The sequence below is a fragment of the Arthrobacter sp. R4-81 genome (genome assembly GCF_054792365.1).
Genome location: NZ_CP096445.1, coordinates 2731658 through 2747501, shown reverse-complemented (window position 1 = coordinate 2747501; position 15844 = coordinate 2731658). Strand labels below are relative to the sequence as shown.

General features: G+C 59.8%; 7 protein-coding genes. 3 read left to right on the top strand and 4 right to left on the bottom strand.

The window, feature by feature from the left end; all coding sequences use genetic code 11:
• Positions 1-61: 61 nt before the first annotated feature.
• Both M1E05_RS12845 and M1E05_RS12840 read right to left on the bottom strand, forming a co-directional pair.
• Positions 62-1375: an ABC transporter substrate-binding protein gene (locus tag M1E05_RS12845; protein ID WP_461163181.1), complete on the bottom strand. Its 1314-nt coding sequence runs from the start codon at positions 1373-1375 to the stop codon at positions 62-64.
• A 227-nt stretch (positions 1376-1602) separates the two neighbouring features.
• On the bottom strand, positions 1603-5418 hold the full coding sequence (locus M1E05_RS12840) for a hypothetical protein (RefSeq protein WP_461163180.1): 3816 nt from the start codon (positions 5416-5418) through the stop codon (positions 1603-1605).
• 352 nt (positions 5419-5770) lie between these two features.
• On the opposite strand from M1E05_RS12840, the gene M1E05_RS12835 reads away from it, so the two are divergent.
• Positions 5771-6868, top strand: a complete 1098-nt coding sequence (locus M1E05_RS12835) for a LacI family DNA-binding transcriptional regulator (RefSeq protein ID WP_461163179.1) — start codon at positions 5771-5773, stop codon at positions 6866-6868.
• Positions 6869-8174: 1306 nt separating this feature from the next.
• On the opposite strand, the gene M1E05_RS12830 is transcribed toward M1E05_RS12835, so the two are convergent.
• Together M1E05_RS12830 and M1E05_RS12825 are read right to left on the bottom strand one after the other, a co-directional pair.
• Positions 8175-8759 (bottom strand): RloB family protein, encoded by a 585-nt coding sequence (locus M1E05_RS12830; protein ID WP_461163178.1) that lies wholly within the window; start codon positions 8757-8759, stop codon positions 8175-8177.
• 104 nt (positions 8760-8863) lie between these two features.
• Positions 8864-10207 carry an AAA family ATPase gene (locus M1E05_RS12825; RefSeq protein ID WP_461163177.1) on the bottom strand — a complete coding sequence of 448 codons (1344 nt, stop codon included), beginning with the start codon at positions 10205-10207 and terminating at the stop codon, positions 8864-8866.
• A 984-nt stretch (positions 10208-11191) separates the two neighbouring features.
• On the opposite strand from M1E05_RS12825, the gene M1E05_RS12820 reads away from it, so the two are divergent.
• Complete coding sequence (locus M1E05_RS12820; RefSeq protein WP_461163176.1) at positions 11192-13534, top strand: hypothetical protein; 2343 nt, start codon at positions 11192-11194, stop codon at positions 13532-13534.
• Positions 13535-13998: 464 nt separating this feature from the next.
• A complete protein-coding gene (locus tag M1E05_RS12815; RefSeq protein WP_461163175.1) occupies positions 13999-15798 on the top strand; it encodes an SIR2 family protein in 1800 nt (599 codons plus the stop codon).
• Positions 15799-15844: the final 46 nt, after the last annotated feature.

The window sequence follows — 15844 nt, the reverse complement described above, 5'->3', positions numbered from 1 at the left end:
ACTGTGGGGCCTTGGCCAGCCCGCCGCCTGGGGGAAGGCGGCGGACTGACCAAGGGGGTCTTTACTTGATGGAGATTCCGCGGTTCTTCAGTTCAGAGACCGTGGCTTCCTGGGTGGGTGCGAAGATGTCGGTGAGCTTGGTGGTTCCGGCCTTCACCTTCGCGCTTTCGTCGGTGAGCTTGGCCAACGTGGTGGCCGTGCCCGGTCCCCAAACCCAGCCATCGGGTACTGCTGCCAGACCCTCGGCGGCTACGTCGTAGATGTTCTGGCCGCCGAAGAAGTCAGGGGCGAAGGCAGCGGAGGCGGCCTTGCGGGCTTCCTCGTTGACCGGGAAGACGGTGGAGGTGCCTCCGGCGATGCGTGCTTTGATGCCCTCAGGGTTGGTGGTCATCCACTCGATGAACTTCACGCCGGCTTCTGCCTTGGTGCTGTTCTCAGAGATTCCGAAGGTCGAGCCGCCGTAGAGCGCCGAAGCAGGCTCTGAGGTCGGTGCGGGCACCGGCGCGACGCGCCACTTTCCGGCCTGGTCTGCGTAGGTGGCCTGCAGGCCGGCGCCGTACCATGAGCCGCTGATGACGGAGAGGAGCTGACCGGCTGCCTGCTTCTGCTGCAGCACCGGGGCATCCCCGGTCCAGAGGAGTTTGGCGTCAACGAGGTCCTGCTGGACCTTCAGCGCTTCCTTGGTTTCCTCGGTGTCGATGTCGACCTTCCAGGAATCGCCGTCGAGCGCTCCCCACTTGGCGCCGTTCTGCCAGGCGAGGGCTGCGTACAGGGCCGGGTCGCCCACCGCGCTGGCCCCGAGGCGGACGTTCGGATCCGCGGCCGCGACCTTCTCGGCCGCGGCCTTGTATTCGTCCCAGGTCTTCGGCACCGCGATGCCGTACTGCTCGAAGAGGTCGGCCCGGTAGTACATCTGCAGGACGCCTGCGTCCAGCGGAACGGACCAGGTGGATCCGCCGAAGTTCACCAGGGACTGGGTTGATTCGGAGAAGCTGTCCTTGACGAGGTCACCGGCTTCATTGCTGATGTCCTTCAGGACGCCCTGGCTGGCCATTTCGGCGACGCGCGGGTATTCGACGGTGATAACGTCCGGTGCGTTTCCTGCCTTGACCTGGTTCGTCAGCTGCGGGTAGTTGTCCTTCGAGCTTGCGACTTCGTTGAAGGTCACGTTGACGTCGTCCTGGGCGGCGTTGAATGCCTCAACGACCTGCTTTGAACCCTTCAACCATGACGAGAAGGTGATTTCCACCGTCTCCTGCTCGGTGGATGCAGGCGATGCGGTGGTACCCGCTCCTGTTCCCGAGCAGCCGGCGAGGAGTGCTGCTGAGAGCATTCCCGCTGCAATGACGATGCTTGGTTTGCGACTGCGTGGCATAAAGATAACTCCTAGTAGATGTGGCCCCACTCACAATGCTGAAACACCAAGACTGTCCAGTCAAGCGCAGATGAACAAAACGATCTCTTTTTGTGCCCAAACGAAAGAAACGAAAAAACGAGACCGCCGCCGCCCTTCAGGCAGGCCGTTGGAACACGAAAAGAGGCGGCCGGATCAGATGATCCGGTCCGCCTCTTTGGGCAGGTGGGTGCTGCTGGTCTTCTTTGTTAGACGGCGATCCGGAGCGTGTCCGAGGTGGACGGCGATACGGAGGTGGTGCTGTTCCCCTGGTAGGTCGCCACCACTGAGTACGTTCCCTTGGGAAGCGGGGGCAGGGTCACCAGCCCCATGCCATTGCTGTCGACGGTTCCGGTGGCCGTGAACTCTCCGGCAGTGACCACAATGGGGCCACCGAGGTTCGCGCTGGCGGAGGAGACGCTGATGGAGACGTCGTACTCCTGCCAGGACACACCGGTCTTACGCTTCACCGTCGCGGTGGTCGTTGTTGCGTAGCGGACCGTTGTCGGGGATGACGCGGCCGAGGCCCCAAGCCCGTCTTCTCCCGTTGCGGTGACAATAGCCCTGATCTCCTGGCCCTGGTCCGCCCCGACCAGGGTGTAGGCCGGGGCGGTGGCTCCGGGGATGTCGTCGCCATTGCGCTGCCACTGGTAGGAGAAGGTCAGCCCTGTTTCGTTCCAGGTCCCCTCTGTGGCACTCAGGGTCTGTCCGACATCGGGTTCCCCGGTAAGGGCCGGGGCCGCAAGGTTCTTCGCGGCGCCGGGCTGGTAACCGTTTAGGTTTGCCATGTCGATCGTTGCCCCGGACACAGTGACCGATGATCCCTCGGTGGCGGCGGTGGGGATTGAGGTTCCCTTGCCCGCGGCCAGGACGATGTCGAACTCGGCGCTGGTGCCTGTCCGGGTGATCCGGAAGGAACCATCGGTGAAGGAGGGGGTGGCTCCTTCGGCGTTCTGCAGCCAGCCCCGCAGCCAGGACCCACCCTTGTGGAAGGTGAACTGGATGTTCGTGCCGATCGTTTCGAAGTTCACCGTGACGCCGGCTTCGGGGGCCAGCTGCCAGGCCCAGGTGTGGCTGGCGGTGTCGGTGAAGCGGTCGTGGAAGGCGAGCAGGGCATCTGCGTCGCCGTGGTCGGTCAGGTCCACTGCCGCTTCGCGCGTTGCTGAGGCCACCTGGAAGTTGCCGCTGCCGTCGAGCGAAACGTAGCCGCCGCCCTGGCTCTCGTAAGACCGTGAGGCCAGCGTGCGGCCATTGCCCTCCGCCTGGCCCGGATTGTTGTCCACCAGGACCCGGGAGTACTTGTTGGCCGCGGTGACGGACTTTGCCGGCTGGGCCGCCCAGTTTGCATCGTGGCTGATCATCGAGATCCCGAACGTTTCGTCCCCTGCCCAGCCGAGGTGGGAGTGGTTGCGGTTGTTCAGCTGGACCAGGACGTCGTCCGCGTCAAGGATGCGGTTGCGGAAGGAGTAGGACCCAGCCTCGTCATCCAGGATTGCCGCGTACACCTTGGCCGGGTCGTATCCCTCCCCGGCCGGGATCGCCTCGGGCCAGTCGATCAGTCCCTGGGTGATGAAGCCGGGGGAGTAAAACGGGCTGGTGGAGCGGTGGCCGTTGACCCGCTCGAAGATCTCAATCATCGGGCTGAGTTCGCCGGGTTTGGCCTGGCCCAGGTACAGCGGCCAGGCAGTGGAGTTGTTGGCTGCCGCAACACCCCACTGAAGGCGGTTGTTGGGCTGGCGCAGGGAAACCGTGTGCAGCAGGAGGTTGGCGGTCTCCGGCGTCATCCATGCCTGCTTCAGGACGTCAATTCCGACGTCCAGGCTGCCGCGGATGCCGGGCATGGACATCATCTGGGTGTAGTCGAGGTATTCCAGTCCCTCCTGGAACCAGCCGTGCTCGGTGTGGGCGGCTTCCAGGTGCTGGCGGAGCTGGTCCACCAGGGTGCCGATCCGGGCGTCCCGCATGCCGTAGCCGGCATCGCTGCGGACGGCCAGGTGTTGGGCGAGTTCGGCGCCGCGCACGACGCCGACCCAGTTGCTGGCTTTGTCCGGCAGGATGATGTTCGGGTGCCTGGCGAATTCGAAGAAGACGGCAGTCCGCTCGAAATATTCGACAGCGAAGGCCCGCTGGGCGTCCGTCCAGCCGTTGTAGGCCCAGTCGTACGTGACCGCCAGCTGCGATACCGGGTTCGCGGTGTCCAGGTCCTGCTTGGCGGTGAATGGGGTGGCGTTGGCGGAGGCGACGAAGGCGTCGTAGGCCTTGGCAGCGTATCCCGCATCGCCGGTGACCTGGTACACGAACGCCGCTTCGCGTGCGTACCTGTCAGCGGACGAGCCGAAGGTGGCCATGCCGCCGTCGACCCTTGCCTTGATGGTCTTCCACGCGTCCTGCGGTGTGCCGGGAGCGCCGATGACGCGGTTGATCTTGGCCAGTACGTCGGTGGTCAGGCCGATGCGGGGGTGCGGCAGTGCGGCCCGGGAAGCGGTGGCAAGGATGGCGCCGCCGGCATCAACGAGGGCGAAATGGCCGGCTGCATCCTGGGTGGATGTACCGCCGAAGCGGGTCAAGTCCATGGCCGCGGCCCGTGTGGAGGAAAGGTTGGCTGCAGTGATGGGTTCGGTGTGGGCGACGGCCTTGAGCGGGAGCGGAGCGTTGCCGGCTGCCCGCCAGCCGAGGTGAGTGCCGGCGGGGTCCGTGGTGACGCTGAGGTAGCTCGTGGCTGTGGTGTCAGCGACGGGGGAGAGGATCCTGCTTTCGTTGGTGCGGGCCACTTCTGCACCCGAGGCATCGCGTGCGACCACAACGTACTTGTACTCAGTGGAAGGTAGCCATTCCACGTCCGTGGCCTGCAGGAGGCTGGCCGGGACGGTGCGGATCAGGGTGGATGCGTCAGCGGTGAGTGGTAATCCGGCCGGTCCTCGATGGATGGCGAAGCTTGCCGGTGTCCCTGAGGGGGCAGCAACGGTCCAGTTCAGGCCGATGTCGCCGGCCTCCGTGGTGGCTGTCGTTAGACCGGCAGTGACCGTGGAGGGGGAGATCCGGATGTCGTCGATGTCCATGGTTCCCTGGACTGCGTCGTTGAAGGCATGCAGCCGGATCCTGGTGGCGGCCGCCGGGACGGTGAAGAGGCCTGAGGATTTCTGCCAGCCCGACGTCGGTGTGTTCCGCCCGATGAAGGTGGAGCCACCGCCGCCGTCGAGGACGTCGATCCGCAGGCCCGCCTTGCCGGCGCCGGAGATGGATCCGATTCGGCTGAAGAATTCTGCCTGAAACGTGCCCCCGCCCGGGGGGAGGGTGACGTCCTGCGTCAATGCGAGCCGGCTGGAGGTGGTGTCGGTGCTGATGCGCAGCGCATTGGTTCCGGCGTAGCCGTCCGTTTTGCTGACCGTACCTGTTCCGGCCGCGTTCCAGCGGCCCCAGGCGTCCGGGTTAGCTCCGGCGTACGCCTCGAAGCCGCCATTGGTGGCCAGGTTTGAGGCTTCATCGTAAACGGAGAGGTCGATGTCATCGAGCTGCATTGAGCCCTGCATGCCGTCCACCATCGGCTCGACGCGGACCGTGGTTGCGCCTGCGGGGACGTCCAGGTGTGCGGTGACCTGCCGCCACGCGGTGGCGGCATCGGTTCCCAGGAACTGGGTGGGCGTGCCGGGGAAGGTCACGCGGACGCCCGCCCTGCCGGTGCCCGTGAGGGTCCCTTTCTTCTGCCAGAACGTCAGGCGCAGCTTCTTCGCCGTCCCGGGCACCGCAGCGTCCTGGACGAGGAAGCCACGGCTGGTCGTAGTGGCGGTGGCGATCTGGACAGCGCCGCTGCCGTCCCGACCGGGAACCTGGGTGTAGGTGGCGGTACCGGAGGGCGTCCACGTCCCCCATGACGTGGGCCCGGATGGACCGAACGCCTCGAAGGAGGCGTTAGTGACCAGATTCGAGTTGGCTGCCGTGGCGGTTGGACCCGCCAAGGTGGTACTCAGGGCAACAACGGTCAGTGCCGCCGCCAGTTGCCGCATTCTCTTCAGAGCGGGTTTCATATTCTTCCTGGGGATAGGCCCGCCACGCGGGCAGGGTGCGGGTCCCAAAAGGAAACACCATCGCAGGACCCAACCCATGCCATAGGGGCCGGATAAACATGGAGAAACAACGCGGGCCTGCATGTGGTGCACGTCACTACTTGGGGATTTCGTGATGCTACAGGCCAGCGCGCATAGGATCAACGAAACAGATCATATGATCGCCTTTTCCAAAGCCAGCGCGCTCCTGTACGCCTAATTCGCAAAGTTCTTCCGCGTTCTGTGCTGGTATTACTCGACCGGTCGGCAAATCGTGGGAGTATGATCAAATTGATCAATCAGTCATTCGGAGGGATTTGCGTTGGCGCGGAGTGTGACAGAGAGACGGCAGGCGATTCTGGAGATCGTCCAGAAGGAAGGCTCACAGGTCGTTCTGGAGCTGGCCCAGCGGCTGAAAATTTCCGCTGTGACGATCCGCCGGGACCTGGAGGAACTCGCTGCGCAGGGTCTGGTCCACCGGACGCACGGTTCAGTTGCCCCCGCCGCCGAACCCGCATCGATGGCACTGGACGAGCCAAAAACGATCGGTCTGGTAGTACCGCACAGCAACTACTACTTCGACGGGGTCATCGCCGGCGCCAAAGCCGCTGCGGCATCAGCAGGAGCAAGGCTGGTCCTTGGCGTCTCGGACTACGACAAGGCCACAGAAATGCACCAGGTCGCCCGACTCACGAACAAAGGCGTGGACGGGCTGCTCATCGCCCCCACCCCCGATTTCATCACAGGCGAACTCGACGCCGAGCAGCAGCAATGGCTGGTGTCCCTCTCGGTTCCTGTCGTCCTGGTCGAACGTCCCGTCGCGTCCACGGGCGTAGCGTCGATCCTTGACTCCGTCAGCTCCTCCCACTCCGCGGGAGCTGCCCTCGCAATCCGGCATCTTGCCGAACTGGGCCACCGCAAGCTCGTCAGTGTCATGATCTCCGGCCCCAACACCCCGCAGGTCCGGCAGGGATACTTGTCCGCTGTGGAGTCGCTGGGCCTGGAGTCCCTGGGGGTCATCGACGAAGGTGGGGCAGGCTCGGAGGATGCCGCCGAGCTGCTTCTGCAGTCCGTTCGCGACGGCGCCACAGGTATCTTCGTCCACAACGATCAGCTCGCTGTGCGCTGCATGATGTGGCTGGAGGACGCAGGCATCGACGTCCCCGGAGAGGTTTCCCTTGCCGGCTACGACGACGTCATCGCCGGAGTAGCCCACGTTCCACTGACCGCCGTAGCACCCTGGAAAAGCGTGGTCGGTCACCGGGCGGTCCAGCGGCTTCTCAGCCGGATCGCCGAAAGGGAACCTGCAGGGAATTTCGGCCGATCAAGCGAACCAATGGCCACTGAACACGTCGAGTTCGTCCCGCGGCTGCATGTACGTCAATCAACAACCCAGCCCTCGTTCGAGACCAGCGCCGCAAGCCGTGGATAGGATGACCGGAACCGGCCCAGGACGGGACGTATGAAACTCGCTTTTTCCTCCCTCGGCATGCCCGGGGCGTCGTACTGACATCCGCAGGGTGCCTCGACAGAGTGCTAGGCCTAGACGGGTTCGGTGGGCGCTCCCCCGTCAATTTTCGAAGGCCGATAATGGACGTTTCGTCACGACGCGGAAGACATGTGATTCCGCTTTAAAGCCAGAAGGGTGGCAAAAAGAAGGTGTGGACAACGTCCACACTTTTCGCTTCGGACTGGGCCGTACATCGGCCGGACTGGGCTGGATTCGGTATGTTTTCGGGAGTTCCCACTGTTTGCAAGGGCTGGAATGCGGTTCGAGTCCCACCTCGGGCACAGCAGATCCCCTCGTCAGAGGGGATTTTTGCTTTAACGTGTGTACAAAGCTTGTGGCCACGGGTGCCTCTGACGTTGGTGCGCTGGCTGTGGCCTGGCCGCCGCGGAGCCTATTCAGGTGTGTGGGTGGCGGGTTCAAGTCCCTGGCTAGTGGGCCTTCCGCCTGCTGTGTACTGGGGCTATGCGTTCCTTTCTTGGTTGTGGCGGCCTGGTTGACCGCTTACCTATTCATGGTCCGTGCCTATCTTGATGACATGACTTGGGCAACTTTTTCTAAAGTTTCTTCCTGACGGGCTGCTCGGGGTCGGCTAGGTGCGTGGGCCGGTAAGGCCATTTGTCGGGCCAAAGGGGGTGTGGACATTGTCCACACTTAAATCTGTTTTTAACACCTGGTCCGGTTGGCTTGCTCCTCTCTCGCAGCCCTATACGAATCATTGATGGCAGGTGGGCTCAGCGACATGACTACCGAAGCAGGACTGTCGCTTCGTCCGTGAACCTGTAGGAGGCCTGGTTGGCCTGAGCGTGCGTTAGGGCCGGTCGATCGGGAGCTGGCAGAATTGGGAGTCGACGGTCTTGTCCCCCCCCAAGGCAGTGCCGCGTAAACGGTGGCTGGCCAGAGGTGTGAAAGACTGGGGAGACTTGCAGCGAGGGCCGGACACCGGCGAAGGGCTGGCAGGCAGCATCCAGAGATAGCGCCGTCGCAGGAGTGGGGTACATGCGTGGAAAGCATGTATCAGAAAGCAAAAAAATCCGTGGACTGCAGGTCGACGGCCCCTGTAGTTAGATACCTTCAAGGCCCCCGGCCTTTAGGCGGTGTGTCTATCGGTATCCCAAAGGGCGCATTTCCCAGTTATCGTGGTGGTCGAAGCTCGAGAAAACGAGCTCTTCCTCGTGCTGCTTCAGCTCAATAATCCCGGCCGGGGGATTCCCTTGGTTCACATGACTGCTTACAGCGTGTGCTCAAAACCGGGGATGCTTCTAGTGGCACTCTCAATGAGCGAACGGATTATGGTGTCGACATTTGTGGATGGATTGTTATCCGGAAAGAACTTGCCGTCTCGGTCATGGCGCTGTCGGAGTTGCTGGGAAAAGACCTCCGCCCGTTCAAAGTTGCCTTGTATCTTGTCCAGCACGACATGCTTGTTGTTGCGCCCAGTGGTCAGTTCCAGTCGCTTGGCCTCAGCCTGAATCTGGGCGGCTTCACAATATCCGCCGTAAGCACGGTCATGAAGCACAACGAAAAGTTCGAAGCATGGGTTGCTGATGATCAAGTCAATGCCCTCGTTTGAAGCCCCATCAATTAGGTCCAGCAACTCATTGGTGAAGTCATCGGTATCAGTGACCACCCACACCTTCCGGTAAACATTCTGGCGGTCATTGTTCCGCCTTGCTTCGAGCCGATCCTCGTCGCGAAGGTCAATCGCACGTTTCAGAAGCAGGGCCGGGTTCCTGCCCTTTGACTCGACGTCCAGTTTCAGCGGGGTGTTTGACAGTGACTGCCTGATGTATTCAAAATACTCGCCCTCGGTCATCCCGCCAGCCACAATGAGAAAACGGTCTCGGGGCTGACGGGTTGCTGTAGTGCGGCCCTTTGAGCGCGGGCCAGCGAACTTTGATTCGTGTCTCCTGCCCATGCCTAGTTAGCCATGTTGAGAGGCAAGTCGGTTAACAGGGCTGATTCCAGAAAACTGGGGCTCGGAAGTCCTCCATAGCGACCCATGATGTAGTTCCTGAATATGTTTTCATCGGGCCGAATTTTGTATTCAGTCAGGCTAATGAGATAGGAGGCATTCTTCTTGTCCTTCTCAACCAAATAGATCTGATCCCGTTCCAGCAACGGATGCTCCAGCGTTCCCTTGGAAAGCAGGGCAACATCGTGAGTGGTAAAAATCAACTGTGCCTGACGCTTATTGATCGTTTGGCTTTTGAACATCGACACGATTTCCGCCGTGAGAACACTGTGAAGGCTGCTATCGATTTCGTCCACAATCACCGTTCCACCCGTTTCAAGCGCCTGCAGGCACTTCGACACGAGGGCTATGAACGACTTGGTTCCCTGGCTCTCGTATGCCATAGGGAAGGGCGTCGAGCCCGTGGGTGATTTGTGCGAAAGAATTAGTTCTCGCCTGATAGGTGACGTCAGTTGCCCCGAACTGCGCTCCGCACGCAATGCCCCATTTTTAGAGAACGTGTAGTTCAACCGCCCGACGAGCCCGCCACCATCTGGAGTTTGTGGAACTTCTGTCTCCTTGACTTCGATTCCGTCAATCCCAAGATCGGCTTTTGAGAGAATCGTCAACAGCGACTCTTGGAAGGAAGGATCGTGCAGCAGACGATTCTGAACCCGCAAGTGCTCAAATTCCCATTGCTGGGAGTCATAACAATGGAGTTTCTGGGTTATCCAGTGGTAGGCAGGCGTCAGTTGGGATGATGCTCCCAACTGGGAACCGGCGCTGAGCGTCAGTGCGTTAGGACGGGATTGAACTGCCTGTTTGAGTTCTGCTTTCATCCCTTTGAAAGAGGGACCAAACCGAATGTCATCCAAGTCATCGCCAAGCCCGCGCTCAAAAAGCACAGTCCGGTGGGCAGATTTGTATACGTACAAGTGTTCTGTAAGAATACGCGACTGATCACAGGAGAAACCGTAAACATATTCAAGATCGTCATCGGCTTTGAATTCTATTGAGAATTCTGTGGGCTGGGTGATGAACTCGGGATCCAGCAGGAACGGCATGATCGGGATGGCAGAGTCTGGCTCCCAACGTGTGTAGGAGTTCCTTACCGCCGTCTGGACCGTCCGCAGCGCTTCATACAGAGTGGATTTTCCGCTCGCGTTGCTGCCGAATACGGCCATGATGGGCGAGACCTCGGACCAGTCTTCCGCGGCAACATCTTTGGGACGCTTGCCCGTTCGATACAGATTCAATGTTGCTGGGTCTCGCAGGCTTCGAAAATTTGCGACCTGCAGTTTTAAAAGCATGACGGCCCTTCGTCTGAGTGCTTACAGGGTAAACACTAACGCGTTTGACGAACGAAACACCATTCTGTGCGGAAAATTCGTAAAAAACGCTGTTTGCTTTGCCCTTAGGGTTGATCAGTCCGACCTGTACCCGGAACTCGTCTGCGGCTTGGGCAGGGAACTGATTACCTCAATCCCTGTGGCGCTCGAAGCTGTCGTCTCCCGAGTTGCCGGACGAAGCGACTCAGTCAGGTTCGCGGACAGACTCGTTGAAGGCGTCAACAGGCACTGCCGGCTAATCAATGGTGACGATGTCTGGCCAGGCCTGTCACGACCGAAGCCCGAGTTTTACGACTAAAGCCGAAAGGACGGTGCTTTGGTGCGCTTCTTCCTCGTTGTCGCAGCTTTGCCGGACGTTGGCTCCTAGAAGGCGAGGGGCTGGCCGGTATCGCAGACTCGGCCTGTGCAGCCGACATGAGGCTGATCATGAGCGCGAGCCGGGTTACACGATGAGCCTGATTGGTCACAATCAATGACGTCAGATGATGTTAAATTACGCGGAAGCTTGAAGTATTGAATTGCGGGGCAGCCTTAACTGAGAATCGGGCTTAACTGACAATCGCGAAGGGATTATTCAAAATGCAGGTTAGTGCAATCGGAGTCGGCGATAGTTGGGTGGTGGGGGACCTCGCACTCCTTGTGCTAACAGTGGAGCTCCTTTTCTTTGTCTATGCAGCGGATTGTCCGGCCGTAGGGTTATGGCCGTCGCCGTATGCCAGGTATGGGCGCGCCGCAATGTTTGCTCAAGACCAGCCGTTCCGACCCTTTGGCAGTAGCATCACGGCGATGTGAATGTAACGCTATTGGGCGAGGCTATGGCCAGGTCAGAGAACAAAGCGGAGTTCTTTGAACCTTCCCTCCGCAGTTGCGGCACGCAAATGGGCGCGGGGTGGCATTGGCCCCTCCTAAGCACAGGCACTCCCATCAGGCATAGAGAGGACACAAGTGGAGGGATCCCTCTACACGATCAGGCTAATCTCCGGGAAGACAGTGCTGCCCCCCGGGGGTGTCGCCTGGCACTTCGCCGCGTGGAACGATGCTGACGAGAAGATCCGTACGTTCATCGAGCGAACTGTAGGCCGGACTTTGCGCCAGGGAGAGAGATTCCCGTTGGAGCTTGCTTTGATTCATCGCCCCGACAACGACTACAACCCAAATGCCGTTGCAATTGCAGCACCGGCCAGCTTCGGCGGGGACCTGGACAGCAGGTTCTTCGGATATCTCTACGACCACCAGCTGCGAGAGATCGGTATGACCCGGCTTCCCGATCTCTCGGAAGCCGCGGAGGGTGGAGAAATCAGTTGCACAGAAATCGCAAGCCGTACCGGACTGGAACTGGATCTAACGGAACCAGAGGAATTGGCAAATGCCATCGACAAATTTCTTGACTACGATGGAGCGCCGCCACGGGAGCACTCTCAGCCTTCACAGGAGACTAGCGACAATCAATTGCCGTTGTTGACATATCCAGCGGTGCAGGGGCTCGTTGGAGCCTTGGAAGTGGCGGCAACTATGAGAGAAGACGGACGCCAATTACTCGTTAGAGATCGTGTCTCTCACCGGCTGATAGGTCATGTTGTCCGCGGCTACCTGCTCCTTGAAGATGAACGAAACCGTGCCCTTGTCACGGAGTTGCTCACGGCTGAAGGCGTACATGTCGCCAAATCAATTTCTGAACCGGCAGTCCCTTTATCGTTAGAGTGGCCTATAACCGCGGAGCCAAATCTTCAGGTCGACCCGCACCCGGAGGTCTATCGCTTCCATTCAACGTCAACGTTGGCTCGATACAATCCGAAAACACGCAAATTATGGGTCGAAGACAGTCGGCTAGTCGGCCCCGCTCTCTGCTATGCAGCACGCATTGGCTTAGAGATCGTAGAAGTAGGCCTGCCAAGGAAACCCTGGACATTGGACGATGAAGTCTCCTTCCGCGAGCTACAGAACTACGGGCTGCGGAAAAAGCTGGAACGACGTAGGGAAAAGGCTGTGAAGCCTATGATCCGGAAACTTTCAGACTCAGCGCACGCCGCAGGTCTGGAACGGCTGCTCTCCAAGGGCGCCATTGAGTCACAAAAGTTTCAAATCATGCAAGGAGCCCTGACCGAGTCAGCAAACTCATTCCGACTTCACGAACCATTTGTGGCCGCGCGGACACAACTATTCGGCGTTCACAAGCTAGAGGCCAGCGCGCAAAGTTGCCGGCTCTGCGGGCAACTCGGATCAACATTTAAGGCGGCCATCTGCGCGGAACCCCTAGCGTACTGTCATCAATGCCTAGGGTTTGCGTTCATGGGAGTCTTCGAGGATCGAGGGCGGGCGGTCTCCGCCCTAAGAATACTGGGAGAGCTCGAATTCAACGATGCCCCGATGCTCGAGGGGCAATTGGAGCGCCTGCATCTCGACCCGGCTCACCCGGCAACTCCAGAAACCATCGACAAGCTGCTACTGCTGAAATTTGCCGTCAAGCGTGGAAAGTTTCCATGGACTCTCCTCCTCGAGAAAACGGGTTTAGCCGAAGCCGGACTTCGATTGAGCCGAGGCACACTCGTCCGTGCACGCGACGGTCATCGATGTCTGTCCTTGGGGGAGAAAGCCGTCTGCGACTTCTTGCACCAGTTTGAGATCAGACACGATCGTGAACCGCCTTACCCAATGGACGCGGACTTCAATCGGTCTGGTCGCCGAAGAGCCGATTGGATTTTGGGAGACGGTACTTTAGTGGAACTGTGGGGACTGCCTGACGATCCGGCGTATGCGGCGAAGATGCTGCAAAAACGCCAGCTCGCCGTACGCCACAACTTGAGGCTATTTGAGCTCACCGTCCGTGATCTCGCTCGGCTGCCTGTCGTCTTCGCCAAATGGCTGCCCCCTATGGAAACCGAAACGACGTCTTGGATTTGGTCCCCTGTGGCGAAAAAAGTGGCCCCCGCGCCCAAAGCGAACGCCACCACTGCCCACGGCAGAAATGCCTTCAACACCGCGGCACGCCAAAATCGACTATCACGCTGTCATCGAGCTGTAGAGCTTCAAAACCTCGGACTCAGTAGCCGGGAAATTGCGCGGAGACTTCAAGTGAGCACTGAGAGCGTCAAAGAATTGCTGCGTGACGGACGCTTTTTCTCCAATCCAGTATCCGACCAGGATCGTCTCCTGCGCGCCGGTGCAGCAGTCACAGCCCGGAATCGTGGATACACGAAAATGCAGTTTCAAAGTGAGAACGGCTTAACGACGGCGAAAGCAAATGAAGCGTGGAAAGACGCGGATGTGCTTGCTCCCGAATCGGCCTAGAGCACCTAGTTCCACCAACGACCAATGTTCAGTGACCACGACCGATGACCGGTCCCTTGGACTAGCCGACATGTATGCCAGCGAATTTCTGTTGACAAAGCTTGACATGGTGTAAACCTGCGGCGTGTTAGTAGTTCCCTTTCAGGGTGCCAAGCAACTCTCATTCCTTGCGGGGGCTTCATGCCGCCTTCCTGCCTTAGCGCCCGCGGACCATGCCGTGCTGGCATGCTGGGGTTCGTTGTCCGTGCCGATAGCTACAGTGGGGGTTATTCCGGCAACTTCCCAGGAGAACATACATGCCTTCGACCTATACCGCAGAGCTTGATCAGCTACTCGGCTTGGCCTTTTCAATGCACTCATCACCTGGATCCTACGCGTTTGTGCTTGGGGCGGGGATTTCAGTACCGAGTGGAGTTCCCTCTGCATGGGCTGTCCAAGAACAGCTGATCCAAAAGGTTGCAGCCGTGGAGAACGAATCGCCGACGGATCCGTTCGAATGGTACGCCCAGCGGTTTGGTGTTGAACCGTCGTACGAGTCCTTGTTGGAGAAGCTGGGGCCTACACAAGTCGAACGCCAGAAGCTTCTTCGCGGTTTCTTCGAGCCGGACGAGGAAGAGCGTGAACAAGCTCTGAAGCGACCTACGCAAGGTCATCGTGCGATAGCTAGGCTTGTGCGGTCCGGGGAGGTCCGAATTGTCCTGACGCTCAATTTCGATAGGTTGATGGAGGCGGCTCTCCGCGAGGAAGGTATCGAACCTGTCGTCGTTAGCCATCCCTCTGACATTCACGGGTTGCCGCCGCTCCATACCCTCGACGCTCTCGTCGTCCACCTGCATGGTGATTACCTGAATCCGACCGCGATGCGAAACACGCAGCAGGAACTGGCCGGTTACGAATTGCATGTCGATCAGTTTCTGGATCGGATCACTTTCGACTACGGGTTCGTGCTGGTCGGCTGGTCGGCATCGTACGATCCGGCACTCGTTCGAGCCCTGAGTCGTAGCCCTCGTCGCATTTACACGCCGTATTGGATTGAGCCGAGAGACCTCAGTGAATTGGCTCAGGGCCTACGATCTGCGCTCGGCGCCGTCAAGGTTTCGTCGACGGCGGATGCTGCCTTGGGGAATTTGGCTGACGCCGTTGACTCGTTGAAGGAGCGTGCTGCGAGGCACCCTCTAGCCGTAGCTGCCGCGGTAGGCACTGCCAAACGCTATCTTTCAGGCAAAGCCACCGCTATCGGGCTTCACGATCTCATCAAGCAGGAGCTTGACCGGTTAAGAAATCAGAACGATCTCCTTCAAAGTCACACTGGTGAAGAGTCGCCCGACGGCGGATACCGCGCGATGGTCGCGCGAGTGGAGGAAGCAACCTTCGTGCCAACTGCTTTGCTGGCCACTGCAGCCTACTGGGGGAGCGAGTCCACTGACCGCTGGTGGATTCCGGAAATTCCCAGGTTCGCCGGACAAGCCAGAGGAAGTGGACTCACAGATGTTCTTCGCCTCCAGATGATTTGCGCAGGCCAATTTTTATACTCCACAGGCGTGGCGGCAGTTGCCTCCGGACGATACGAACTGGCTCGATCACTCATTCGCATGCCGATTCCGGCCCCACATGAGGGAGTCAGGCTGGCTGGAGACGCGCTGACACCCGAAACTATAGTCTCGAGTGCAGATTCGCCAGCCAAGCTGCTGTTTCAGCGCCTCGAGCCAATATTCGTTGAACATCTGGCTACCGGAAAGCAGCAGTTCGACGATTCGTGGGAGGCATTTGATTTTCTGAGAATCGTAGAAATGACGCTGCAACGCGCCGGTTCCCAGGTGGCCGCGGACAAGCTTCGAGCGTCCAACGTCGCCCTTGCGGCCGTCAAGGAGCGAATGGCCGAGGCCAATGCTTCTAACGATGCCGATGAACACGACGAGGCGTCGTCGGCGCTCCGGTCGGCGATGCAGGCAGCCGACCGGGCGCTTGGACAGTACGCTGACATAATTCCAGTTTTCCGCCCCTACCTACGGGTCCAGCACGCTTCCCGGGGTATGGCACATCGTTCTGTCGTGGGGGGAAGAATTCTTGGACAGTTGGAAAATGAGGGCCAGTCATCGCCGCTCTTGATTGCGGGATTTGGCGGGGGTGATCTTGAGCTGTTGATTGCCACGTGCCAGGCAGTCGATTTGGCGATCGGTCGAGTGGGGCATCAGGCTGCCATGGCCAGCCTTCCGCGTGGAGGCGGCATCGTTCCGGATTACTTCCGAATCGGGGATCTCTAGACGCCGTGCGATTGGACGATCGCTGTTTGCCCGAACTGCGTTGGTC

What these genes read in the sequence shown, in the direction of transcription:
- M1E05_RS12825 (WP_461163177.1), bottom strand. Translation starts at nt 10,207, where the DNA reads ATGCTTTTAAAACTGCAGGTCGCAAATTTTCGAAGCCTGCGAGACCCA.
- M1E05_RS12840 (WP_461163180.1), bottom strand. Translation starts at nt 5,418, where the DNA reads ATGAAACCCGCTCTGAAGAGAATGCGGCAACTGGCGGCGGCACTGACC.
- M1E05_RS12830 (WP_461163178.1), bottom strand. Translation starts at nt 8,759, where the DNA reads ATGACCGAGGGCGAGTATTTTGAATACATCAGGCAGTCACTGTCAAAC.
- M1E05_RS12845 (WP_461163181.1), bottom strand. Translation starts at nt 1,375, where the DNA reads ATGCCACGCAGTCGCAAACCAAGCATCGTCATTGCAGCGGGAATGCTC.